The sequence below is a fragment of the Dyadobacter sp. CY261 genome (assembly GCF_021440085.1).
Classification (GTDB): Bacteria; Bacteroidota; Bacteroidia; order Cytophagales; family Spirosomataceae; genus Dyadobacter.
Genome location: NZ_JAKCPW010000001.1, coordinates 866,613 through 891,590, shown reverse-complemented (window position 1 = coordinate 891,590; position 24,978 = coordinate 866,613). Strand labels below are relative to the sequence as shown.

Genomic DNA, 24,978 nt, shown 5'->3' with positions numbered 1-24,978 from the left:
CTCCAATGCCTCGACAAATGTTTTGAATTTGGCAGGAAAATCGGGAACGTGACTTTAAAGATTAATTTCGCATGAGATTTCCCTTAACTTTGATTTTTACAAATATTCATACCGTGAAATCAAACTCCTTCGAGGATATCTGCTACCGGCTTTCCAGCGGCTTATCGACCGACCTGAGCGCGCTGCTGCCCGACGGTGTTCAGCATGAGGCGGGGCATTTTAATGTGTTTAACCTGACCCAAATCAGCCAAACTGCGCGAGAGAAGCCGGCGATCCCCTACCCTTGCCGCGCATTCTACAAAATCAGCTTCTTAACCGCGCGTTCGGTGGCGCAATATCCGGATAAGGCGGTAGAAATTTCGAAGCCATCACTGATTTTTTCGACGCCCAAAAAACCGTTTCTATGGTCGCCCGAAGGCCGGCAAACGGGGCAGTTCTGTGTATTTACGGCAGATTTCCTTCATCCTAACCGAAGCGGTGTGATCCTGGACGAACTGCCTGTTTTCAAGTCGCCGGAACATCCGGTTTATACGCTTTCGGAGAGTGACACCGCGCGGGTTCAAGGTATTTTCGATGATATGGAGGCCGAAATCAGGTCCAATTACACCTACAAATATGACCTCTTGCGCGCCTATGCACTGGAATTGATCCATGTTGGGCAAAAATTACAGTCGACCGCGGTGCTTCATCCTAACCATAGTGCATCGGCCCGGGTAACGTCATTGTTTATTGAGCTGCTCGAAAGACAGTTTCCGCTCGAAAATCCACAGCAACGGATCGCGCTGCGCACCGCAAAGCAGTTTGCCGACCAACTTTCTGTTCATGTCAATCATTTGAATAAAATACTCAAAGAAACGACGGGCTTGACCACAACGGAACTCATCGCAGGCAGGATCGTGCAGGAAAGCAAGGCATTGCTGCTCCACACCGACTGGACGATCGCCGAAATTGCCGACAGCCTGGGATTTTCCGATTTTGCACATTTTGCCAAGTTTTTCAAGAGCGGCACTTCCCTGTCACCCGGCGCATTTCGCTCACAAGCAAAAAGTGTGATTTTTACATAAAGTTGATTGACCCTAACAAACCAACCTTCCGGCATTTGGCAGACTTTTGTATTGTTTTTAAACCAATACGAAAGTCAAATGAGCTCTCACAAAATCGCATTAATTACTGGCGGAAGCCGTGGAATAGGTAAAGACATCGCATTGAACCTGGCGCAAAAAGGTACCGACATAATCCTTACCTATCTAAGCAACCGCACCGAAGCGGAAGCGACAGTTGCTGCCATTGAATCCGTTGGACGCAAAGCCGTAGCCCTGCCGCTGAATGCAGCCGAAACCCCGGGCTTCGATACATTTTTTAACCAGGTAAATCTGGCATTGCGGGATACATTCGATGCGGAACGTTTCGATTTTTTGATCAATAATGCAGGCACCAGCCTTACAGCCCCGGTTACAGAGACTACCGAGGCCCAGTTCGACGAAATGCTGAACATTCATCTTAAAGGCGTTTACTTCCTCACACAAAAAGCGGTAAACTATATTCACGACGGTGGGCGCATTGTGAATATATCATCTGCTGTGTCTCGCTATTCGTTTCCGGGGGTATCTGCCTATGCGATTATGAAAGGCGGCATCGATGTCTACACGCGCTACCTAGCCCTGGAATTGGGAGCCAGAAGGATATCCGCGAATGTAGTGGCCCCGGGCGCTGTTTTCGGTGGCAGCACCATGCAGGATTCACCTGAAATCCGCGCATGGGTGCAAAGCATGACCGCCCTCGGACGCGTTGGTTTGCCAGACGATGTCGGCGGCGTAGTGGCATTTTTGTGCAGTGAAGACGCCAAATGGGTGAATGGGCAACGGATTGAAGTTACCGGGGGAATGAGCTTATAACGGCATCGGCTGCTTAAATCTGGTGAGTGCTTTGCCTTCCCGGAATGTTTCCTTACCGGCATTCGCAGTCGATGCGTGAAAATTTAATCCAGCAATTTTTGAAGCCAGATCAGGTCAAAATGCCTGCCATTTTTGTATCCAATCTTCTCAAAATTCCCGCAATCTTTGTATCCCAATGCCCTGTGAAAGTTTAAGCTGGCTATGTTTTCAGATGAAATATTTACCAGAATGCTGGATATTCTTAGCCCCCTAAGCTCGCTTTCCAGAATATTGTAAAGTTTGCTCCCTAACCCCTTCCTGGTAAAACCATCTTTTAACCAATACGTTAGTTTGACCGTTTGCGAAAAGGTACTTTCCGGCCTGAAATGATAGGCGTATCCAAATCCTATTACTTCCCCTCCCCTTTGGATCACGTATCTGGGAAGCATACTGTCCCCATTTAGCATATCTGTAATATTGCTTTTTTTTAATGGCGTCTCAGAAAAGTAGGAAGTTGAATTAGCAACATAATAGTTGATAATATCTAAAATGTCATCCGCATCGGCAATGGTCATTGCCCTAAACGAAATATTGTCCGGATCCAAGTTGCAAGTTATTTTTTTAGTCTCGTCAGCTGTTGAAAATACGCGGCCATACATGCGAGAAACAAGTTTCCGCTTGCGTTCTACTGCAATGGCTATCATTTTCTTCTTATCTTCATTACGTCCAATTGCATTGTACTCCTGGCCACCTATATAGGTTTCGTTCAATTATTTATTACAAATGACACGACAACATCGAGTTCATCTTACGGCCGATAAAGCCATTGAATTACTGATGGATGGACATCCTTTGACCAATGCCCATATCGACGGTGAGCTGAAAATTGAAAGTCATTGCAGTATTTCAATATCAGCATTGCGAAATTCTGAAAAACTGCTCCCTGTCAGCACTTTGAAGAATTTGCTGAATGTCGACGGATCGTCGAACCCTAGTTCGAACGCGATGTCCTTTACTTGCATATTCGTCAGCAAGGCCTTGCGTTTTGCTTCGAGCAAAACGCGTTGCTGAATGTGATAGCGCGCAGAAGAGCCCGAAACTTTTTTGACCAGCTCGGTCAGATAACTGGGCGTCAGGGCGAGTTCCGATGCATAGAATGAGACTTGCTTTTCGGTTCGATAGCAGTTTTCGATTTTGCCAAGAAACTTGTTGAAAACGATTTTCTGGTTTGTAACTATGTGATCAGGCTCCACCAGCACGTCGGAATGGGAAAAATAAGAGATCAGAAGCGTCAAGAGCCCATGCAGGATGTCCGTTTTGTTTTCGTAATCGTTTCCGTATTCCCAAAGTATCGTTCTGAAAATCTCTTCGATCTCGTTCCGTACCTGGTCTCCAAGCGTCATGATGGGTATCTTTTTGTCCAGGCCGGTATAGTCGAGCGAACCGGGCAGGAGTGACAAGCTGCTTCCACAGCATAAAAAGTCCCTGGAAAAAAGGACTTTGTAACCTGTCAGTTTCCCCTCCGGTTCAATCCGGCAGATCTGCCCGGGAAACACGCAATACATCGTGTTATCCTGGATCCGCCGTTTTTCCAGATCAAGGCTTAGCAGCGCAGAACCCCGATGTATCCAGTACAACTCAAAAACCTCCTGCTGATCGTAGTGATGTCGACGGCCGCTTCCGGAAAAATAGCCCTCTAAACTGTACACTTGAAAGGTCGGCCCGGGTTTCGTGGGGGTGCTGTTCATTGTTAATAGGTTTGAAATGCTTTTTTGAAATCGGTGAACGTCATACCTGCTCCATTTCGGAAAAACTTACTGAAATGCGCCATATCGTGAAAACCCAGGCTCCACGCCACCTCTTTCATGCTCGCGTGGGTGGAGATAGCCGCCTGCTTGGCCCTGTATATTTTGTTTTGCTGAATAAGCTGGCTCGCAGTATATCCCCAACTTTTCCGGATCATCACATTGAGATAGTTCTGGCTGACAGAAAGCTCCGATGCAAAATCGCTGAGCACTTTATGACCGGAGGGCTCGTAGCTGAGGAGCTCTTTGAACCTGTACAAAATCCTGTCACTAGCCGGATTATCAGTTTCGGTATGGCGGGCCGCATATTGCCTGGAAACATAAACCAGGAGAATTTTTAGCAGTCCGGAGAGTCTGGCTACGCGTTCTGCATCGGTCTGATGACCTGCAAGAATGATCTTTTGAATAGTCTTTATCAACCGCTCCTGGGCCGTCGGGTCTGTAACCGCAATGCGTTTCCCGGCAGCCAGCGGCCCGAACGGTACAAGGTGCTCGCATTGCAGCATCAGCACCACCTCCTCGCGAAACGAAACATGGTAACCCGAAAAATCATCGGACAGCAGGTAATCCGGCTTCGTGCAAGGTCTAACTCCGGGAGGAAGCAAATAGAGAAAGTATCGGCTGTCGGCAGCATGGTGGCGGCCCAAAACAACACGATAGGTGCGTGGTTTGATATCTGGCACAGCGGCGGGGCGGCCTGTCAGCAGGCGCGCATCAATCAGATCTGTGTTTGTCGTGCGAGGTATTCTTTTGCATTTCATCGTTTTCGGAAGTTAGTTGGGGAAGGAAAACGGTGTATGATTTACAAAAAGCCGGCCAGTGATTTAATATCTTATTAATCAACTATTTAAAAAATTTTATCTCATTAAATTATACGATATTTCGTTGTATGATGTCGACTCAAACGATATTTCGTTAACGAAATCCCGCTTTCCTGCCACGCAAAATGGCGCTCAAAAGCGGCCTCATGAATAAAAAAATAGCCACCTTTGTTATTGTAACAAACGATACAAAACAACGCCATGGCCCGCCCCAAAAAATTTGACGAAGCTACCGTCCTGCAAAAGGCATTGAACGTTTTCTGGAAAAAAGGTTACGCCGGTACCTCCATGTCCGACCTCACCAAAGGCATGGAGATCAATGCACCGAGCCTTTATGATACTTATGGCGACAAACGCAAGCTCTTTTTAAGCGCCCTGCAATCGTATATGCGCTCCCACCATGACTGGATGCGCGGGGCGGTGGCCGAGAAAAAACCCGTGAAAGAGATCATCAGACTGTTGCTTACATCGATGGTCGACGAAACGTTGGACGATCCGGAGCGCCGCGGGTGTTTCATGGTCAATACCGTTACGGAAATGGCCAATCAGGACAACCAGGTACTCTCACTGGCAACCGAAAATGAAAATGAAGTGCATTCAATCCTGGCTTCGCTTATCCGGAAAGGGCAGGAAACGGGTGAGATCTCTCCCGAAAAAGATGCTGACATACTAGCCACTTTCCTGTTTGTCAACTTCATGGGCATCAGGGTGGTAGCAGCGACAAACAGTGACAAAAAACAGCTGGGCGCTACGCTGGAAATGATTATTTCAAGTCTCTAAAAATATTTTTTAAGTTTTGTATTGATTACTACAAAATCATGCGTAGTTTTGTATCGATCATTACAAAATAAATCCAAACGATTACAATCATGTCAAGATTAGCACATAAAACAGCGGTAGTAACAGGCGGAAACAGCGGCATCGGCTTGGCCACCGTTCACGAGTATATCAACGAAGGCGCCGAGGTGATTTTCACCGGCCGCAATGCTAAAACGAACCAGGAAGTGGAACAGCAACTTGGCCAGCACGCACACGGCATTGTTTCCGACACGGCAAAACGGGAGGATATCCAATCCCTCCGCGCCGAGGTTGAAAAACATGCGGGCAAAATCGACATTCTGTTCATTAACGCCGGCATTGCAAAATTCTCAGCCATTGACCAGGCCACCGAAGCGTTTTACGACGAGATGTTCGACATCAACTTCAAAGGCGCCTACTTTACAATCCAGGCATTGCTTCCCATCATCAACGAAGGTGGTTCGATCGTCCTAAACACGTCCATTAATGCACACATTGGTATGCCGGGTGCAAGCCTCTATGCTGCTTCCAAAGCTGCGTTGCTTACGCTGGCCAAAAATCTCTCGGCCGAGCTTCTTCCCAGAAAAATTAGGGTAAATGCTATTAGCCCGGGACCAGTTGCGACGCCACTTTACACGCCTCACAAGCTGGGCATTTCCGAAGATGAAGTGAAACAGATCGGGCAAGGCATAGCTGCCCAGGTTCCCGTCGGCCGATTTGGCACACCCGAAGAAATTGCAAAAGCCGCGGTGTATTTCGCTTCTGATGAGTCCCGCTTCCTGCTAGGAACCGAGCTTATCATCGATGGCGGAATGGCTACATTATAAACCAGAAAATCTAAAACCTGACCGACTCACAAAAAAGTAATCCTGCTGCACTTCATCCCGTCGGAACATCCGGTTACAGCCACTTGACATTGTATTGAGGGATTGGCTTCATCTGACGCATGTAATCCCGGCAAATATCCGCATAACTGACCAAAGGTGCCGAAATATCGACCATTGACAAAGGAGATACTGGCTGAAATCATAAAAGACTGATTGCCTGGGAGACGTCAGTAGCCTGACCACGATCAGCTACTCGTCGCAATATGTAAAAGGAAGGAAGTCGAGTTAAGAGGGCGTAATTAGAAATCTTTCCGCCTCAAAAACAAAGCAAATTAAATCCGGATCACCAAACGGTTACATCCAGTGGACCATTTAGCTGTCACAATAAGCGTAGCAATCAGCTATCTCTTGGCCGCCCCCAGCTCCGCAATGAGTTCGCGGGCTTCGGTGCTGTCTTCTCCTTCGGTTTTCGAGATTTTCACTGCTTCTTTCGCAGCCGCCAGCGCCAGGCCGTTGTTACCCAGCTTGCTCTGAAGCCGGGAATAAATGCACAGATGCTCGTAGTTTTTATGCAGCTTCAAAACCTTATCCATGATTTTTACGCCAATTTTCAGCGTTTCCGGATCTTTGGCGAAATATTTCAAGTACGCTCCGGTTTCATACATGGTTTGCCAGTCCTTCGTGCCGACTGTGTTGGCATATTGCCAGGTCGACCGGGCGTAGTTCAGCCAATCTTGCCGACCGCCGTAGAAGTAAATCCGGGCGACTGATAACACTTTGCCGGTATCCGCAAAGCTCGTGGCGACCATCTTATTCAAATCCGCCATCAATGCGGGATCATTCGCTCTCCCCGCGTTACCGGCCGTTTGAGTAACAATTCTTTGCGCCCTTTTGTCCACATTCACTTTTCCGAACAGCGGAACAAATTTCTCCTGATTTGATAAAAGGTAGCGGGTAGCCGGTGATTTAAAGTCGAGATAGTTGTCAAAAATGAATTTCAGGTTCTTCTCAGATTCCAATTCCTCAGCGGACTGCGTGCCCAGGTATTCTTCGGTTATTTTCTCTTTGGGACTGTCATTGACCATATAATACGACAGCGCGTTACTCAGATTGAAAAGCAACTCCGGTGATTTCTCGCCCTTATCGTATTTAGCCAACATGGAAAACAATGCGGTATTGGGATCGGAGGCATTCAGGCCATCCTGAATAAAGGCATCAGCGGGTTTAAATGCGGAGCTCTGATGAAGTTTACGACCGTTTTCATCGAAGTACAGATATGTTGGAAAGCCCATGATCCCGTATTGTTTCGACAATGCTTCACCCACGCTTTTGTCTTCAATATCGATTTTATAACTGATAAAACGGGTATTGTAAAATTCAATCACCTTCGGATCTGTAAATACCTCTTTCTCCATCTGCCGGCAATACCGGCAGGATTTGGTTTGGGCGTAAAGGAAAATCTGCTTCCCCGTCTTTCCCGCATTTTGGACGGTTTCGTCCCATGAGGCTGTCACGAAATTAATTCCCTGGGCACGACAGTTGAGTATGCTGAACAGTAAAACAGTGACTGAAAAAATCCTTTTCATAATGATAGCTTTTGTAACCGGGCAGATTCGGGACTCTAATCTAAACACTTATCCTGCTAATTCAAATGCAGCAGCAATTCCCTCTATGCAATTTGCCTGATTTATAGACTTCCCTGTAAATAATCATGTCAACATGCAACTGTTTTGATAGCGCTTCCTGTCTATACATGCATAATCCCTTCCACTGGTGCGGCTGCGGATCAAAAATCAGACTTCCAACCAAAATATGAAACCGCTTTATCTTTTCCTGCTTTGTTTAGGTTTATGGCAATGCCGCAATCCGGATAACCATGATATTCCGCCTGTTCCCGGAGGCATAGATAAGAATGGGGACTCTATATCCAAAGCCGCTCCGTTCATTATTACCGCCGGAAATGCAATCGGCTGGGATGTAGCATTGGATAGCGATAGTAACATTTATGTGACAGGCTCTTTTTATGGCACGACGGCGTTCGGCGAGACTCCCCAAACTTCCACAGGAAACATTGATGTATTCATTGCGAAATACAATGCCGAAGGTGTTTTCCAATGGATAAGGTCGATTGGAAATACCGGCTACGACGAAGGAAGAGGCATCGCTGTCGACAGCAGCGGTGACGTTTATGTGGCTGGTGATTATTATGGGACTGTTTCGGCAGGCAACATGTCCGTCACCTCTGTTGGCGATGCGGATGTGTTCGTCGCCAAATACAACACAAACGGGGAAGCACAATGGATACGTTCCGTCGGAAGTGCCGGTGGCGAGCGCGGGCACGATCTGGCGCTGGATGCTAACGGTAATGTGTATGTAACAGGCGAATTCCAAGGCACAGGTAAATTCGAAACGACCATTAAACAAGCTGCTGGGGAATTTGACGTATTCGTGCTCAAATACAACACTGACGGCCTGTTTCAGTGGGTGCAAACGGCCGGGGGGAGCCAACGGGAAACCGGCTATGGGATTGCCGCGGACGCCATCAGCGGTGATGTGTATGTAACCGGCGCTTACTTCGGAACCACCACTTTTGGTAATATCAACAAAACTTCCGCAGGTGATGCTGATGTGTTTTTTGCTAAATACAGTTCTGATGGGGCGCTTCAGTGGATGCAATCGGCTGGTGAAAGCGATGCCGACGTAGGAAGGGATGTTGCCATAGACGGTCTTGGAAATATATATGTGACCGGGCAATCCGGATCGTCGGAAGGGTTCCTCACTAAATACACCCGCGACGGCGGTCTGCAATGGGGACAATCCCTCAAGTTCAATTCCCAGGGCAGCGGTGTGTCCACCGACGATCATGGCAATGCCTATGTATTAGGTTTCGATTCAGCGATATCAAAATACAATTCCGACGGCGTGCTTCAGCGGGCACAATTCCCCCGCAGCACCGACTACGTGAGCGGCTGGGGAATTGCAGCCACTAAAAGCGGAAAGCTCTATATTACAGGATTTTATAAAGGAACAATCACCTTCGGCGCAACCTCTAAGACCGCTGCCAGCGCTATGGATATGTTTGTGATCGGGGGCGATCTTTAAGCTCACATACTACAATTGGGAAAGGCAACAAACAGCCTAAGCCATCTGTTGCCCTTCACGATTGACAAATAATTACTTAAACGCTTCCTTAAAAGCATCGGCCGCTTTGTCCTGCGCTTGTTTAGCTTCGGGTACAATGGCGGCGGTGCCGAAGAATTCGTGTGTGGTACCATCATAAAACTCGTAGGCTACCTTCACGCCGGCATCACTGAGCTTATTCCGAAGCGCAACTCCGTCGGAAGCAAGCGGATCGATCTCGGCCGAAATGATCATCGTGGATGGCAATCCTTTCAGATCGGCTGCCACGAGCGTAATGCGCGGGTCTTTTGCTTCGGACATATCATTGAGATAATGCCCGAGGAACCATTTTAGCGATGGGACATCCAAAGGCTTGGCGTCATGATACTTTATGTAAGATGGCTGTGTAGTGTCCGGGTTTGCCACCGGGTAAACCAGCAACTGATGTTTAGGCAAAATCCAGCCTTTGTCGCGGGCCGTAATACTGACATTGGCCGCCAGGTTTCCTCCCGCGCTTTCACCGGCAACACCGATTTTAGTTGAATCGCCTTTCAGCATCGCCAGGTTTTGCAAGACCCATTCATAAGACTGGTTCGCATCGTTGTGCGCGGTTGGAAATTTATGTTCCGGGCCTTTACGGTATCCCACCGACACTACCACCGCACCCACTTTTTCGGACAGCGCCGCCGCCGAGGCGTCATACACGTCGATATTTGCGATCACCCAGCCACCACCATGAAAATACACGATAACCGGAAATGGCCCTGTTCCGGTTTTGGGGGTATAAATCCGCGCGTGGATCGAGCCATCGGTTACCGGTATTGTGGCACCGGAAGTATCCACTTGCGGAACCGGCGGCATCACATTGTTTTCGGCAAGGAGGTCCATCACGGCATCTTTCACGGTGTGGTTCATACGTGCTTGCTGAGGTGTAAGCGTCGGGATCGGCGGATCGCCGTAGCTAAGCAGTTTTTCGATCACAGCCCACATCTGGTCATGCATGTCGGGTGCGAATGCGGGTTTGGGGCCTTTCGGCTCAATAGAAGCGCCAGCCGGCAGATTATGATCTTCCAGGCTACATGCGGCCATGAAAAACAGCATCCCGCAAAATAGCAGTCCCCCCGGCTTCCGGCAAAATTTGTTAAAATTCATCTTCATAAAAGTGCTTTTTGTTTGAGTGGCGTGGCTTGATAATAATTGTGCCACGATCCACTCAAAAAACACTTTCCCCTCACCGGTTATAAATAACCCAACTATTTGTCGGTGCCAGGCCCGGGTTACAAACGCATAACGAGCTGGTAACATTCAAGCCCCTATCGCAGCTTTCAACGAGCCTTTTAACATAAAAGAGTACTGCTCGCAAGATGACTGTGATCAAAGATCACAAGCATTGTATAAGTATCTAAATTACAGAGAATTAACCTCTACGTGATGAAATTTCAGGAACGATATATCGCCATTTCTTGAAAATGGATTCATGAAGAGAAAATATAGTCTGACGAATTGCGAAGCCTGTCAAAAAAAATCTTAATTTGGAGATTATGAGTCGCTTACGAAGCTAAATATTCAAGACGTTTCATCGGATTATGGCTTTCAAAGGAATCCTATTGCTCGGCACGCTCTTCCTCCTATTCCATTTTGCCAAGGCCCAGCCCACGAGCAGGCATCTTGCGGTGGAACATTACCCCCTTTCCTCCCTGCCTTCTTTTTTAAGCCAACTCAAAAATGCGAAAGAGGATACGGCCAAAGTAAGCCTGCTGTTAAAAATCGCCAGCATTTATCACTGGAACGAGTCTATCGGCTCTGCGGATAGCGCCACATTATTTGCACGTTCGGCGGCTGAGCTCAGCAAGAATCTGAAATATACGGAAGGGCACAACGAAGCGACATTCCTCATTTGCAAATCGCTGACGCAAAAGAAGGACTTCAAAGCTGCGGAACGGATTCTTCGCGAAGTGTACGGTGAGCAGTATATCCGGCTGCTCCTGGTTCTGAGTGAATATTATATCAATAGCAAAGATGCCAAACCCGAAGAGCTGCGCAAGGCATATCCATTCCTGCAAATGGCGAGCCGCATGAGCAACCAGGGGCGGTCGCGGCACTGGATCACCGAAAGCTGCATTGCCGAGGCGAAATATCATTTTCGTTTTGGAGAAATCAATCAGGGAAGGGATTGCTTTTATAAGGTAATCCAATACTACGAGCAGATCGGCGACAAAGCCGGGCAGGCACATTGGTGGCTGGACCTGGCACGCTACCTTCCTGAAATGGGGACCTATGATTTGCAAATTTACAGCTACGGCAAAGCACGGGCACTTTTTAAAGAACTCAAAAACACCGAAGAATTGGCGGATTGCCTGCACGAGGAAGGTACCATTCATTCGCGCCACGCCCGACTCGACCTGACCGAAAAGTTTTACCTCGCAGAATTGAAGCTCGTAGACTCGACCGGCATGAAGACCAAGCTATTTGCGAGTTACCAAAGGCTTTCCTCATTCTATCAAAAACAGAACAATCTCGATCAGGCATTGCGGTACGCCTTAATGGGGCTCGAAAACCTCAAATCGATCAAGGATAGCAGCCAGTTGAATTCCATGTACTGGACCACTGGCGACATTTACAACAGCCTGGGCGATCATCCGACAAGCATCAAATACTACAAGCTGGCCCTTTCGACGAGCGTATGGCATATCGTCAGAACGTATACGCTCGTAAGGAGAGTGGTAGACGCCGAAATCAGAACAGGCAATGCAACGGCGGGGCTCGACTTTCTCAAATCATTTTTAAGGGCCAAGGGAAATCCTGAAACCACCCTTAACAAACAGCTGGTAGCATTTTTGTTCGGGAATTGTTATGCCGCGATAAACGATTTCAAGACCGCCGAAAAGTATTATCTCGAAATGATACGACTGAATAAAGAGGTCGAACCGACGGAGAAATTCTGGTGGAGGAATGCCAATTCGGTATCGGGCCCTGCCGCCTATCTGACGATTGGCAGATTTTACACCGAACAAGGGAAATTTGAACAGGCGGGCCGTTATGTGAAGACCGCCATGGCCTATGCAAACCTAACCCCGGCATTCGAAATGGATGGCCGGTATTTAATATACAAAACAGATTCTGTAGCTGGTAACCATCTCGCCTCAATGCGGAATTACCAGCGTTACATATTTCTCAGGGATTCGATCCAGCGGATTACGAAGGACGAGCAGGTCGCGGTCATGAAGGCCAATTTCAAGACAGCCCAAAAGGAAAAGGATATCAAGCTACTGAAAAATGAAGCGTTGCTCAGAAAACGGCAGTTGGAGCTGAAAACACGGACAGAAAAGTTTACCTACGCCGGGATCGTTGCCCTTTTTGGGCTTCTTATGGTGTTGTATAACGGCTACCGCGTCAAGAAAAACAAGAACCTGCAGTTGGAAGAACAGCAAAAAACGATCAATACCAAGAATTCGTCGCTTCTACGCCTGGTCGATGAAAAAGAATGGCTCTTGAAAGAGGTACATCATCGTGTAAAAAACAATTTACAGATCGTGATCAGCCTTTTGAATTCCCAGTCGGCCCACCTGAAAGAGGAAGTGGCCGTTAGCGCCATTGTCGAAAGCCGCCACAGGATCCAGGCGATTTCAATGCTGCACCACCGGATCTATCAATCCGAAAACATGGTTGGCATTGCGATGGTAAGCTATATCCATGAATTGGTCTATTACCTGGACAACAGTTTCAATCTCGGCAAACGGATCATTTTTAGCGTGAGTGTGGAGACAATCGAGCTCGATCTGTCGCAGGCAGTGCCGATCGGTTTGATATTAAATGAAGCCATTACCAATTCGCTCAAATATGCCTTTCCCGATGACCGGGAAGGAGAGATTATCGTGTCTTTTAAAAAGGTGGATCAGGATAAACTGGTGCTTTCCATTGCCGACGACGGCATAGGACTTCCTCTGAATTTCAATGTCAACGAGATAGGAACTTTCGGCCTCAAACTGATCCAGGGCCTTACCGAAGATCTGGAAGGCACCTTTACCCTCCAAAGCGAAGGCGGGACCACCTTGCTGATCGCATTTACCCACCGCATGGTAACAACTTCCCTGCCTACGCGGGAAGAACTGCTGGGCCTAATAGAGCTTTGATCATTCTGCCAGGACTTGTTATTGCAGCCACCCACACCGCGACCGGGAGAAGTGTCGTTGTCCGGGCATATTATGATCAAAAAACAAAGGATCCAATCGTTCCGGCCTGGAACAGTTACGACTTCTCGTCGATGCATAAACAACTGGGGCAGAAGCTAGTCCCGACCGATTAATTCAAATTCAACCCGACCGTTAGCCCCAAATACGGTTTCCCCTGATAAATCCAGTACTTGCGATTCGAGTCAAAAAGATGGTCCACTCCCAGCGCAAGTCCGAAATTGAGCTTGTCGACGGCAAATATAATGCTGACTGCTTTTGTCCAGATAAAGCCGTCGTACTCAACACTGATACTATCTTTGGTCACCCAGGGATTCATTGGAGTCACCCCCACCCCGGTTGCCAACCCGACCGAAAACCCCAGGTGTGTGATCTGTTGGCTCACTTGTCCGATGGGATTTTGCTTGTAGGCCAGCTCATATACGTCATTCCGGTAGCCGAGGTACAACGCTCCGTTGAGGTGATTGCTTAATTGCCGGGGAAATGAACTTCTGGCCGGACGAAATTTGAAAGGCATGGTCAGCACATCCACATCGAGGCTTTGCTTCCAGTATCTGCTGGCTTCAATGACCTTTTCGGAGGACGTACCGGGATAAACTTTGGGCTTGGGCCGTTTCACAGGCACGGCGGCACGGCGGAACCCTTTCGCTAACCGGTAAACAAAGATGGAATCATCTTTATTTTCGATATAAGCCCATTCCTTCCGTCCATTGTCGCGCGTTTTGTACACGCCGTCATTGAATTTGTACTTTGGACTGTCACGCAAAGCCTGGCATGAGGAAAAGATCAATCCTAAACAAAAAAATAGTAGTAAATTCTTCATTCAAAATCAGGTCAAAATGGTTTTGCTTGTTTTGTACAAACATTGTTCCATTTGGATCCCTCCCGTCCGCCGGGGGATCGGAAGGCCTGAAGTACTAACGAAATCCAGATCCCCCGGCCCGATTTGCCCCCCTACGCCGTCGGGGTATTGGATGGTGTGCCCTTATGTTAAGCGATGCCTGCTGGCCATGGTGGAGGCTGGAAAGGTCTTTAAAACCTTACTTCACCAACTCCCCGATCGCGATCCCACTCTCGGCAGCCACCGAATACAGCAGGTACCATTTGCCATTCTCTTCAAAAAAGGCCGGGTCTCGGAGCTCGCGGAAACGCTGACGCGCTGCCCCTTCTTTGGAAACCGTGAGCGGCAGGTCACTGCCTTCGAATGGTTTTTCGGGCAATGCCACTACTTGCGGCTCCGTAGGCTTCCAGGTATTCCAGTCGCCCTTTAATGCGATTTTGGACAAATAAATGCGTTCCGGGCTGTCGCCGATGCGGGAATGGAAAATCCATAATGTATCGCCGGTCAGCTTTACTGCCGCGTGACGGAGCGTGGAAGCGGGTTGCTGGATCTTGTCGAACGGGTTAGGGCCGCGCTCGAATGTCTTGATGCCATCCGGCGAGCGCCACAGAATTCCGAGGCGCGAAACAGCGTAATGCTGGCCGCTCCATTGGAATACGCGGAAATAGGACTCACCTAATTGCGTCGTTTCGGGCTTGAAATGGATGCCGTCAATAGAAGTAGCACGGAGCGTGAGCTGCTTATAATTGCTTTTATCGGCCTTGTCGCCGCTGACGTATAGCGGGCAATGGAAATACATGACGAGTTGCTTGTTCGCATTGTCGATATGCAGGTCGGGCGAGGCAATGTGCCTGCCGGCTTTCAGTTCGTCCGCTTCGCCTTTGCAGGCGCAATCGTTCATTTGCAGGGTGCCAGGTTTGTAAATTTTCCATGGACCTTTGAGATCGTCGGCGTAACTCAGGCGAATGTAAGTGCCATTATGGTCGGCGAAATACAAATAGTACTTGCCCAGCTTGTTGGGCAGCCAATCTGGCACCTTAATGAGCGACGGGCCATTGATATTCTTCCCGTCGGAGCCCGGCAACAGTTCGGGGCGGATGATCGGGTTGGCCTCAAAACGTTGAAAGCGAACCGACTGACCCGCTACATGGTTCCCCAACGACGTCGCCAGGAACAAAACTGCAAGCAACTTTCTGATCATTTCCTCGAAGCGCTGTTTTGAAGTTGCTCAGCAGGAAAACCATCGGCTTTCAGTTGCTCGAAACCCCCGATGTTATAAAACGAATGAAAACCGAGTGTTTGTAATGTGTCGGCAGCCTTCCCACTACGATTGCCCGAACGGCAATAGAGGTACACCGGCTTGTGTTTGTCGAGTTTCGCGATCTGCGCCTTAAATTCGGGACTGTTGTAATTGATATTTGTCGCATATTGCAAATGGCCACCGTCAAACTCCTCGGGCGTACGGACGTCAACGAGGTAAGCCTTGCCGGCTTTGATCTTGGCCAGGGCCTGATCGTCGGCTTTAACGATGTTTTTCGGTGCAGGTTGCTGCGCTTGAACGGCCAGGACGGACGCAAAAAATAGCAGGATCAGAAATGAGCGCTTTTTCATTGTAGTGATAATCTATAATTTAGATAGATTTAATATACAAAACTAGGTAAAGAAGGTACTCGCGGGTTCATTGGGATGTGATTCTGATCCCGAAAATCTGGTATTATACCACCAGGAGGATTGAATGAGCAGCCGTGGCTGGGGCTACCCATGGAGAGGGATTCACAGAATAATTTTTAAATCAGATAAAATCTATGGATTTAATAGATTTTTAATTTTTCTTTGCTAAAAATCTTCGTTCCAGCTTCGGAAAGCCCAATACCAGCCTGCCACCAATCGCTTTTCGAAAATGGTCGATGCACATGTTTTCACCAAACAATAGTTGTATGCATTCCCAAAAACTACTACTCGCGGCGCTGCTATCGGCAGGCCTTATGACGTCGCACGCCCAGAACATCACGCAGCAACAGCAACCATTTACCGGAACGGTTGGCAAATCATCTTCCGATTCTAAGGAAGTATGGACTAACCCGCTCAAAGCCCCTGCTGGTGCGCCCAATGTGGTGTGGGTCCTGCTGGACGACGTGGGCTTCGGCGCTACCAGCACATTTGGAGGGGTAATCCCTACGCCTACTTTCGACAGTCTGGCCAATAACGGTTTGCGTTATACCAATTTCCACACCGCCGCCATCTGCGCCCCTACCCGCGCGGCGTTGCTTACCGGACGGAATCACCATTCTGTGCATGAGGGCGGTTTTTCGCACACCTGGGCATCATGGGGATTCCCGGGCTGGGACGGTCGCATTCCTTCGGACAAAGGTACCATCGCCGAAATCCTGCGCGAGAGCGGATACAACACTTTTGCCGTAGGTAAATACGGTCTTACGCCCGATCAGGACGCTACCGATGCAGGTCCGTTCGACCGCTGGCCTTCGGGCAAAGGGTTTGAGCATTTCTTCGGTTTCCTGGGCTCACAAACCGATCAATATAAGCCCGATCTCGTCGAGGACAATGCCCACGTTACCCCGGACGGCCGTCACCTGAACGAGCAAATCACGGATAAGGCCATCAGCTTCATCGATCGCCAGAAGAAAGCGGCACCTGAAAAGCCGTTCTTCCTGTATTATGCACCCGGTGCTACGCATGCACCGCATCAGGTGGCCAAAGAATGGAGCGACCAATACAAGGGTAAATTCGATGGCGGATGGGATGTTTTCCGCGAGCAGGTGTTTGCGCAACAGAAAAAGCAAGGTATTATCCCGGCCAACGTGATCCTGCCCGAACGCAACCCCAACATCCGCGCCTGGGCAAGCCTTTCGGCAGATGAAAAGAAGTTGTACGCACGATTTATGGAAGTTTACGCCGGCTACCTCACCTACACCGACCATGAAATCGGCCGGCTCGTGAATCATTTGAAAAAGATCAATCAGCTTGATAACACCCTCATTCTCGTCGTGATCGGCGACAATGGCGCGAGCAAGGAAGGCGCTTTGGGAGGAGTTATTGCCCGGTCGTCGCAAGCGGCGCTCACATCGGCACCGCTGTCGGAGGCCGAGCAGGTTAAGAACAACCTCGCACAGATCGACCTTATCGGTGCGCCGGAAGGCACCAATGCCAACTACCCGCTCGGCTGGGCACAAGCGGCCAATACACCGTTTAAATACTGGAAACAGGATGCACATTCAGAAGGCGGCACGCGTAATCCGCTGATCGCTTTTTATCCCAAAGGCATTAAGGATAAAGGCGGAATCCGCACCCAATATGGCCATGTGATCGACCTGTTGCCTACTACGTTGGAAATCACCGGCATTAAAGCGCCGGAAGCGATCCGTGGCATCAAACAGGATTCGATCCAGGGAATTTCGCTGGGTTACTCGCTGGACGATGCCAAGGTCGCGTCCCGCCATAAAACACAGTATTACTACATTTTCGGCTCCCGCTCGATTTATCATGATGGCTGGAAGGCCGGATTTGCCTACAAACCGGTTTCGGGCCCCGCAGGAAACCTCGTCAGCGCGATCAGCGTGGCTAATCCTGAAAACAATGACTGGCAGCTTTATAACCTCAATGAGGATTTCAACGAGCGAATTGATCTGGCCAAAAAGAACCCTAAAAAGCTGGAAGAACTGAAAGCATTGTTTGAAGAACAGGCTAAAAAGTACAACATTTATCCTTACATCACCTGGGACGATGTGCTGAAACGCCGCCTGCCTCAACCAGCACCGCAGCAGCAGCAAGGCAAATAAAAGATAAACTGGTATCCGTAGCAACTGCCCAGGCCTATCAGACTAAAATGAAAGAAGCCGGCAGTCGCTGCGAACTGGTCCTGTATACCGACGAACCCCACGGCTTCTTCAACCGGGGCGAATCGTTTACCAAGACCTTACGGGAAACCGACGTTTTCTCTGAAATCACTCGGCTATATTCAGGCCGGAGCCGACGATCAGATCGTCGGCTCCGGCCTGATAAGTGCTGTTTCGCCCACCTTACTCTATGACCAGCCAGGTGTATCCCTCCGCCGGAATCTCGACCTCATAATCGACCTCATAGTCCCGGTTCACTGTAAATGCCTGAGCAGCACCTTCCTTGACGCGGATTTTGACAGAATCGTGCTTTCCCGTGTAATAAACGGGCAGTTGGATATTCCTCGTGATCCGTTCTTTTGTCGGGTTATAAAGCATCACCAGCCCTTTTTCGCGCAGGTCGGGATTGAAGTGCATAATGCCGTCCCAATCGCGGCCATCGGCGCGTCGGAGGTGAATAATGTCGGCATTGAGAATATCGCGGTATTTTTTGTACCAACTGACCACGTTGGTTACCGTTCGTTTGGTGTCATCCGTATCGTAAAGCCTCGGCCCGCGGTAACATGCCTGTACGCCGGCCCCGTAATATTGCATCATGAGTTGCTCATACGCATCCAGGTGTTCCGAAAGCGGTTCGAGCACTGCCTCAGGGCCACCGCCCTGGTACTTCGTCAGCGGCACAAAACCCCACACCATCGAAGGCGTTTCATTCCAGGTCGCATCGTAAATATTTTGTCTGTTGAGGATCTTTTGTTGTTCTCTGGGCAACGAAAAGTTCACCTCCCGGTAACCCAGCGCTATCTTGTTGGTGCCATCGAGAAAGTACCAGTCTGGCGCATTCACATACACCCCATTCGCATTGCACCATTGATACAGCTGCTTCTGCAACGCCATCTGTTTCCATTGGGAGTCGGCCAGGCCTTCGTGGCCAGGATGCGACGTGGACGCACAAACATCGCCGGGATACGGCCCGTCATTTTCGAAAATATTAAAGCCGGTGTAGGACATGAATTTTTTCAGCTTTGCCAGATAGGCCAGCCCCCATTTACTCCCCATACAAGGCGCATTGCCGAAAAACGCACCGCCTGGTTTGCCGGTTTTGGGGTTGATCACATCGTCTTCATCGCTTATTTTGCGGGAACTGAACAGCGAATAGCTGCCGATCAGGACATTTTTTCCGTGGGCGTAATCGGCTAATTCTTTCCATTTCTTAAGATTGGCAGCGGCGGTGTCTTCCATATTGCAATGGCTGCCAAAGCTTAGGATCAGCGCCTCGTAGCCGGTGGCCGCGCATTGGTCAATCGCGGTGCGGACCTGCTCGTCGTTTTGGCTCACTAAATGCATGAAAATGGGATTGATAGTTGTCCAAGGCGCTATCGTCCGGTACATTTTCCGGACCGCCAGACCCTTCCGCTCACGGTCATAACTATCGATAAGGAGTTCATAAGTCCGGATCGATTCCAGATTTTCACCTGCTTTCACCCGCACACCCATATCGATTTTCGGATGAACTTCCAGCAAGCAGGGCGTCTGGAAATCGTAATTGACCTGCGACGTATATTTTTTATCAACCTTCCAATGCGTCGCCTGGTCGCTCAGGCCGTAGCGCATCGCATTGTTGAACGCAAAATTGTTCTCCACATACAGGCCATTCGGCTTTGCCATATCTTCGGGTTTCCCTACCACCGCGCTCTCTTCCTCTACTACTGCCAGGATTTCGTTCACGACCTGATTAACGGTCCAATCCGCTTTGCTGCCGTTTTGGATCGTTACCCATTTCGAAATCAACGGGATGCCGTCGAATATCGCGTAATGCACGCTCACTTCCACGCCCGCCAGCGCAGGCAGCGATGAACGGAACCGGAAAGTCACCTCATTTCCCGTGGCATTCTTCTTATTGCCGGTCCACATGGTTGTTTTCCACTTCAAATAGGGCTGTAAAGGCGCGATTTTTACATCCACATAATGGAAGGCACTGTCTGACACGCTCAGGCCATCGATCCATTGGGGCAACAAATAGGCATTTTCACTTTGGCCGTAAAGACCTCCTACCGGATACGGAACACCGTTCAGCACGATCCTGGCTTCCGGCTTCACGGCCCGGAGCAATTGCTGGCCGGTCGTAAGATTCTTATATTCAATGCAGGCCAGATCGGGCTTCAAGCGGAATACACGCCTTACGAGTCCATTGGAAAGGATAATGTCACGCTTGTCCTGCGAGTAGGTAACGGTTGCTTTGGCCGACTGCGGGCTGATCAGCCAATCCTTGGAAACCGCATTTGCCGACTGGCCCCTTGCCAGCACACTGATAAGGTTTAAAAGTATAAAAAGGTATTTCATTTTCAGGTTTGAGGAATGTTAGTCAATCGGCAAAAGTAAGCAGATCGGGCTATTATTACATTCCTATTCCTTCATAACCTTAACCTGCCTTTCGACATCACCGGATTTGATTTTAATGATGTATAACCCTGCCGGGAAATCGGCAGAAGTCAGATTTACTTCCCATATCGGAGTTTTCTACATGCTTTATTGGATTTCAATATACCCCTCTGTGCCGTGCACCCGAATGCGCTGCTTGTCGCTTATCAGCCTGGTGGCATTATCCACGCCCACAATGGCCGGCAAGCCGTATTCACGCGCGATAACGGCCCCGTGCGTCATAAGTCCGCCTACCTCTGTAACAAGCCCTTTAATAGACACGAACAGCGGCGTCCAGCTCGGATCGGTGAACGCGGTGACCAGAATATCTCCTTCTTCCAGATCTGCATCCTCCATTTTCAGGACTACCCTGGCCCGGCCTTCGACAACTCCGGTAGAGACCGGCAGCCCGACGATCGCACCTTCCGGAACATTCTCCATCGGGTACTTCCCTGTAATCGACTCGCCATCGGAAGTCAGGATGCGCGGTGGGGTGAGTTTTTCAAAGACGTTGTAATCGTTCCTCCGCCCCTCGATGATACGGTAATCGGGCTTTCCGGTTTTTAGCAGTTCATGGAGTTCTTCGAAAAAGAGGTAGTAAATATCTTCCTTCTCGTGAATCACTCCCGCATTCACCAGCCGTGCTGCCTCTTCCATGATGGCCTTTTTATACTCGAAATAGCGGCTCACGATGCCATACTTCGGATACTCCCGGTAACCGGCAAAGTTCCGGACCAAGTCGATCATCCGCTTAGTCTCCAATGCTTTTGCCTCGCCGTCGGGCAATTGTCGCAAACGGCTTAATATCTCCCATTCCTTCTCCGAAGCTTCGCGTAGGCCAAGGTCAAATTTGCGCTTGCCTTCACCAGGTTCGAAGTTCCTGACGTTGCCAAGGATAGTCGGTACCAGCATGGCAGGCTTTTCGCTCCAGCGCGTTCTCGTAATATCGATTTCTCCCGCACAGCGCATCCCATATTTGCCGAGATAACCATTAATTGCCGCGCTCGCTTCTCTACCTCCTTTCAACTGTTCCAAACCATCCGCAAAATGCTCCGTTTCCAGTGCTTGCAAATACGCAACGACCTCCGGATAAGGCCGTATCGCATCCGCCACATCCAGCAGTGCCAGTCCCATTTCCGAAGTGACATTATTCGGCACCGATTGAGAAAGCGAATCCGCCACATTCTTTTCGCCGAGCCATTCGTTCATTTTCTCATTAATCCACGCCGACGCGTTCATTCCGGCCATGATGGCGGCCAGATTTCTTGGTTCGAACAATAGCCTTTTCAGCTCTTTGACGTCTTCGAGGATAAATTCAAATAGCTCTGCGCCCGATTTCGAACGGATGTTTTGTTTTAATACTTGTAGCGAAAACCGGCTGGCATTTACAAGGTCTGCCGCGACAGAAGGATCCTCCTCGATTTTCACCTGTGGCCTCATGGAGGCTGGCAGCGTGTTTGGGGCGTTGCCGTCATCGGGTGATGGTTGGATAAAATCCCCTCGCCCGATCAGCGTGAGTAATGCGTCTTTAATGAGCGGATCGGATTTCCCCACCGTTTCCATAAATGCCTTCGCCCCCGTCGCCGAACTCAAATGCGGGGTGACATCCACAAAGAGCCGCCCGCCCGCTATGCGCATGGGCGCAGGTGTGATCATCAGGTAAAAAGACAAACCCAAGGGCCTCATCGCGTCGGTCATCATTTGCTGATGGCCAACGGATATATAAACGCGGTTCCCCGGCTCGGGAGATTCGGGAATGGGAAACAGCGTCGTAATGGGCCGGCTTTGCACGATGTAGAATATATCGTCTGCCAGGCACCATTCGATATCCTGAGGTGTGCCGAAATGCGCCTCGATCTTTCGTCCGATCCGTTCGAGTACCAAAATCTGCCCATCCGTCAGCACCGGGTCGTTTTGCCGGTCGGGATCGACATGGTGTTGTGCCGTACCGCCATTTCTCACAACCTTGATAACCAGTTTTTTCGCGGATATCCTCCGATCCGTGATCCTGCCCTGCTGGACTTTATAATTATCGGCGTTCACCAGGCCGGACACCAAAGCCTCGCCGAGGCCAAAACCGGCATCGATCGAGGTCACCTTCCTGTTGCCGGTGATCGGATCGGCGGTAAACAAAATGCCCGACGCCTGCGACAAAACCATCTGCTGAACGACGACAGCCAGGTAGACTTTCCGATGATCGACACCATTCTGAATACGGTAAATGATCGCCCGGTCGGTAAAGAGCGACGCCCAGCATTGCCGGATGTGCGCCATAATGGCCTCCTTCCCGATGATATTCAAATGAGTATCCTGCTGGCCCGCAAAAGAGGCGGTCGGCAGATCCTCGGCAGTGGCGCTCGATCGGATCGCATAAGCATTTGCTTCTCCTGATTTGGCAATAGCCCCTGCGATTTCTTCACGGATTTCGTCAGGAATGACGACCGCTTCGATCGCCCGGCGAATTTCAGCACCGATCTTTACAATTTCTTCGCGATCATTGATCGTTAAATGCGATAGCTGATCCAGTAACTTGGTGGTGACTGGTGATTCTGCGAGAATTCTTTTGAAAGCCTCCGTATTAACGCAAAACCAGTCCGGGACTCGCCAGTCCGGGACCTCCCAGTCCGGGACTCGTACCCCTTCCATTCCGGAGAGCTCGCCGAGGTTCGCTCCCTTGCCTCCGACCGCCCCAACCATCGAGCCGGTTATTTCCTCAAAATAATTTACATAACCACCCCTCTTTTTCATCTCACAGCTATTTTTCGTTGAGTTGATCGGTTTCGCTTTTCATGATTTCTATCGCTCTCGAAAAGTAAGTTTCAATGACCTTGATATCCTCTTCTGAAAATGATGCGAGCAACGCCTGCGAACGGTTCCGGTAGTCTTTGTAAAGTGGTTGCAGCACCCCCATGATCTTGTCGGTATCCGGCTCCACCAGCACTTTGCGCCGGTCGTTTTCGGCAAAGCGCCTTTTTACGAGCTCTTTCTTTTCGAAACGATCAATAAGCCCGGTAACCGCGCCGGTTGTCAGGCCCGTCAGCGTCGAAAGTTCGCCGGCCGTCATGGCGCCTTTCTGCAACAGAAATCCGAGGTATTTGTGGTCCGTCCCCGAAAGCCCGGCCCTGCGGCCCACCGCTTCATGCATTTGAATGGAAGTATAAGCATACGCCTGACTTAGGCGCCTTACACGATCGAGCAGTTCCTGGTTCATGTTGTTATCTTATTTGATAAATATCTTAGTTACAAAGATAATTGCAATTAGACTAACTATCAAATACTTCGCAAAAATGCCGGGTGGAGTTTCTGATTGTCGGAGAAAATCGACAATCTTTTTTATACAGTAAGACGCAAAAACTTGGTTTAAAAAAAACGGCGGGAATATATTCGCGCAATTTTGAAAACCATTTTTTTGAATAGTATGCCTATGTGGAAGGTAATCCCTGCCAGTTTTTTCTCAGCCTTATTATCAATTTCTGCGGTATTTTCCCAAAACAAAGTCGACCTCACCAATGCCATTAATGCCATTCGCCTGAAAACATCCAAAGACACAGCCTGGCATAAAATCGAATTCGGCGCGAACCTCAACCAAGGCTCTTTCAGCAACAACTGGACGGGCGGAGGAGTTAATTCTGTTGCATTAGGCGTATTTTTTAATGCATTAAATGAAAAGAAAATCGGGAAAGATTCCTGGCGCAACGACTTCCAGTCGCAATACGGTATCGTGCGCAACAAGGGGCAGCAAAGCCGCAAGAATGTCGACCGCATTTTTTTTGATACCAAATACAACAGGGAGGTTTCATCGAAATGGAGCTTCTTTGCCAACTTCAACTTCCTGTCGCAGTTTGCGGCGGGTTATGACTACAATAGCAATCCGGACTCGGTCGGTGCTAAGAAAAAGGTTTCGGGCCTTTTCTCACCTGCCTATCTCACCGAGGCGATCGGTATCGAGTACCGCCCCGCGCCCTATTTCTTTGTCGACCTCGCGCCCGGCGCATTGCGCCAGACCATTGTAGCCGACCGCGACCTTTACCTGAACACGCCCGACCAGAAAAACTACGGCGTCCCAATCGGAAAACGCGTACGCACCGAAGCGGCCCTTTTCCAGCTCGTGGCGAACTTTGATAAGGATATTGCCAGAGATGTAAACCTGAAATTCCGTTACCTGATGTTTTCAAGCATCCGGCATCCGCTCGAGATTGACAACCGCCTCGACGCCCAGCTTACTGCGAAAATCAACAAGTACGTGAATGTAAACCTGGGTGCGATCATCGTCTACGATCAAGACCAGAGCAGTCGCGTGCAGTTTGCCCAGGCACTGAGTATCGGGTTCCTCTTTGCTTTTTAAAGGCGTTTGATGCCACTTATCGCTTTTCTTCATAGAAATCCACCCGGCGGCCCCGATTCGTGGTGTTAACAGTGTTGTTTACACG

19 protein-coding genes are annotated in these 24,978 nt (G+C 49.4%); 8 read left to right on the top strand and 11 right to left on the bottom strand.

Annotation, left to right across the window (positions count from 1 at the left end; all coding sequences use genetic code 11):
* Positions 1-113: 113 nt before the first annotated feature.
* Together LZD49_RS03670 and LZD49_RS03665 are read left to right on the top strand one after the other, a co-directional pair.
* On the top strand, positions 114-1,064 hold the full coding sequence (locus tag LZD49_RS03670) for an AraC family transcriptional regulator (protein WP_234665965.1): 951 nt from the start codon (positions 114-116) through the stop codon (positions 1,062-1,064).
* 78 nt (positions 1,065-1,142) lie between these two features.
* Positions 1,143-1,895, top strand: a complete 753-nt coding sequence (locus LZD49_RS03665; RefSeq protein ID WP_234665964.1) for an SDR family NAD(P)-dependent oxidoreductase — start codon at positions 1,143-1,145, stop codon at positions 1,893-1,895.
* A gap of 83 nt (positions 1,896-1,978) precedes the next feature.
* Here LZD49_RS03665 and LZD49_RS03660 read toward each other — a convergent pair whose 3' ends face one another.
* The 3 genes from LZD49_RS03660 to LZD49_RS03650 form a co-directional block, all read right to left on the bottom strand.
* On the bottom strand, positions 1,979-2,644 hold the full coding sequence (locus tag LZD49_RS03660; protein ID WP_234665963.1) for a GNAT family N-acetyltransferase: 666 nt from the start codon (positions 2,642-2,644) through the stop codon (positions 1,979-1,981).
* 123 nt (positions 2,645-2,767) lie between these two features.
* Positions 2,768-3,622 (bottom strand): helix-turn-helix domain-containing protein, encoded by an 855-nt coding sequence (locus LZD49_RS03655; RefSeq protein ID WP_234665962.1) that lies wholly within the window; start codon positions 3,620-3,622, stop codon positions 2,768-2,770.
* Between the two features lie 2 nt (positions 3,623-3,624).
* A complete protein-coding gene (locus LZD49_RS03650; RefSeq protein WP_234665961.1) occupies positions 3,625-4,440 on the bottom strand; it encodes an AraC family transcriptional regulator in 816 nt (271 codons plus the stop codon).
* Positions 4,441-4,701: 261 nt separating this feature from the next.
* Between LZD49_RS03650 and LZD49_RS03645 the strand changes: the two genes are divergently transcribed.
* Together LZD49_RS03645 and LZD49_RS03640 are read left to right on the top strand one after the other, a co-directional pair.
* Complete coding sequence (locus tag LZD49_RS03645; protein WP_234665960.1) at positions 4,702-5,280, top strand: TetR/AcrR family transcriptional regulator; 579 nt, start codon at positions 4,702-4,704, stop codon at positions 5,278-5,280.
* Positions 5,281-5,369: 89 nt separating this feature from the next.
* Complete coding sequence (locus tag LZD49_RS03640; RefSeq protein ID WP_234665959.1) at positions 5,370-6,125, top strand: SDR family oxidoreductase; 756 nt, start codon at positions 5,370-5,372, stop codon at positions 6,123-6,125.
* 401 nt (positions 6,126-6,526) lie between these two features.
* On the opposite strand, the gene LZD49_RS03635 is transcribed toward LZD49_RS03640, so the two are convergent.
* Positions 6,527-7,711 carry a thioredoxin fold domain-containing protein gene (locus LZD49_RS03635; RefSeq protein WP_234665958.1) on the bottom strand — a complete coding sequence of 395 codons (1,185 nt, stop codon included), beginning with the start codon at positions 7,709-7,711 and terminating at the stop codon, positions 6,527-6,529.
* A gap of 226 nt (positions 7,712-7,937) precedes the next feature.
* On the opposite strand from LZD49_RS03635, the gene LZD49_RS03630 reads away from it, so the two are divergent.
* Entirely contained in the window at positions 7,938-9,227 is a 1,290-nt protein-coding gene (locus LZD49_RS03630; RefSeq protein WP_234665957.1) for an SBBP repeat-containing protein, read from the top strand.
* Positions 9,228-9,299: 72 nt separating this feature from the next.
* Here LZD49_RS03630 and LZD49_RS03625 read toward each other — a convergent pair whose 3' ends face one another.
* Positions 9,300-10,403, bottom strand: coding sequence for an alpha/beta hydrolase (locus LZD49_RS03625; RefSeq protein WP_234665956.1), 1,104 nt, complete (start codon positions 10,401-10,403; stop codon positions 9,300-9,302).
* Between the two features lie 428 nt (positions 10,404-10,831).
* Here LZD49_RS03625 and LZD49_RS03620 point away from each other — a divergent pair, with 428 nt between their 5' ends.
* Positions 10,832-13,378 (top strand): histidine kinase dimerization/phosphoacceptor domain -containing protein, encoded by a 2,547-nt coding sequence (locus tag LZD49_RS03620; protein WP_234665955.1) that lies wholly within the window; start codon positions 10,832-10,834, stop codon positions 13,376-13,378.
* Positions 13,379-13,547: 169 nt separating this feature from the next.
* On the opposite strand, the gene LZD49_RS03615 is transcribed toward LZD49_RS03620, so the two are convergent.
* The 3 genes from LZD49_RS03615 to LZD49_RS03605 all read right to left on the bottom strand — a co-directional run bounded on the left by LZD49_RS03615 (position 13,548) and on the right by LZD49_RS03605 (position 15,887).
* Entirely contained in the window at positions 13,548-14,258 is a 711-nt protein-coding gene (locus LZD49_RS03615; protein WP_234665954.1) for a hypothetical protein, read from the bottom strand.
* Positions 14,259-14,475: 217 nt separating this feature from the next.
* Positions 14,476-15,477: a hypothetical protein gene (locus LZD49_RS03610; RefSeq protein WP_234665953.1), complete on the bottom strand. Its 1,002-nt coding sequence runs from the start codon at positions 15,475-15,477 to the stop codon at positions 14,476-14,478.
* Positions 15,474-15,887: a rhodanese-like domain-containing protein gene (locus tag LZD49_RS03605; RefSeq protein ID WP_234665952.1), complete on the bottom strand. Its 414-nt coding sequence runs from the start codon at positions 15,885-15,887 to the stop codon at positions 15,474-15,476. Before LZD49_RS03605 ends, LZD49_RS03610 begins: the two co-directional genes overlap by 4 nt.
* Before the next feature lie 326 nt (positions 15,888-16,213).
* Here LZD49_RS03605 and LZD49_RS03600 point away from each other — a divergent pair, with 326 nt between their 5' ends.
* A complete protein-coding gene (locus LZD49_RS03600) occupies positions 16,214-18,073 on the top strand; it encodes an arylsulfatase (protein ID WP_234665951.1) in 1,860 nt (619 codons plus the stop codon).
* A 240-nt stretch (positions 18,074-18,313) separates the two neighbouring features.
* Here LZD49_RS03600 and LZD49_RS03595 read toward each other — a convergent pair whose 3' ends face one another.
* The 3 genes from LZD49_RS03595 to LZD49_RS03585 all read right to left on the bottom strand — a co-directional run bounded on the left by LZD49_RS03595 (position 18,314) and on the right by LZD49_RS03585 (position 23,759).
* Positions 18,314-20,470, bottom strand: a complete 2,157-nt coding sequence (locus tag LZD49_RS03595) for an alpha-galactosidase (protein WP_234665950.1) — start codon at positions 20,468-20,470, stop codon at positions 18,314-18,316.
* Between the two features lie 186 nt (positions 20,471-20,656).
* Positions 20,657-23,296, bottom strand: a complete 2,640-nt coding sequence (gene rph / locus LZD49_RS03590) for a rifamycin-inactivating phosphotransferase (RefSeq protein WP_234665949.1) — start codon at positions 23,294-23,296, stop codon at positions 20,657-20,659.
* A gap of 7 nt (positions 23,297-23,303) precedes the next feature.
* The gene (locus tag LZD49_RS03585) at positions 23,304-23,759 is read right to left on the bottom strand and encodes a MarR family winged helix-turn-helix transcriptional regulator (RefSeq protein WP_234665948.1); all 456 of its coding nucleotides are present in this window, start codon (positions 23,757-23,759) and stop codon (positions 23,304-23,306) included.
* Positions 23,760-23,972: 213 nt separating this feature from the next.
* On the opposite strand from LZD49_RS03585, the gene LZD49_RS03580 reads away from it, so the two are divergent.
* The gene (locus LZD49_RS03580; protein ID WP_234665947.1) at positions 23,973-24,893 is read left to right on the top strand and encodes a DUF3078 domain-containing protein; all 921 of its coding nucleotides are present in this window, start codon (positions 23,973-23,975) and stop codon (positions 24,891-24,893) included.
* The last annotated feature ends 85 nt before the right edge of the window (positions 24,894-24,978 follow it).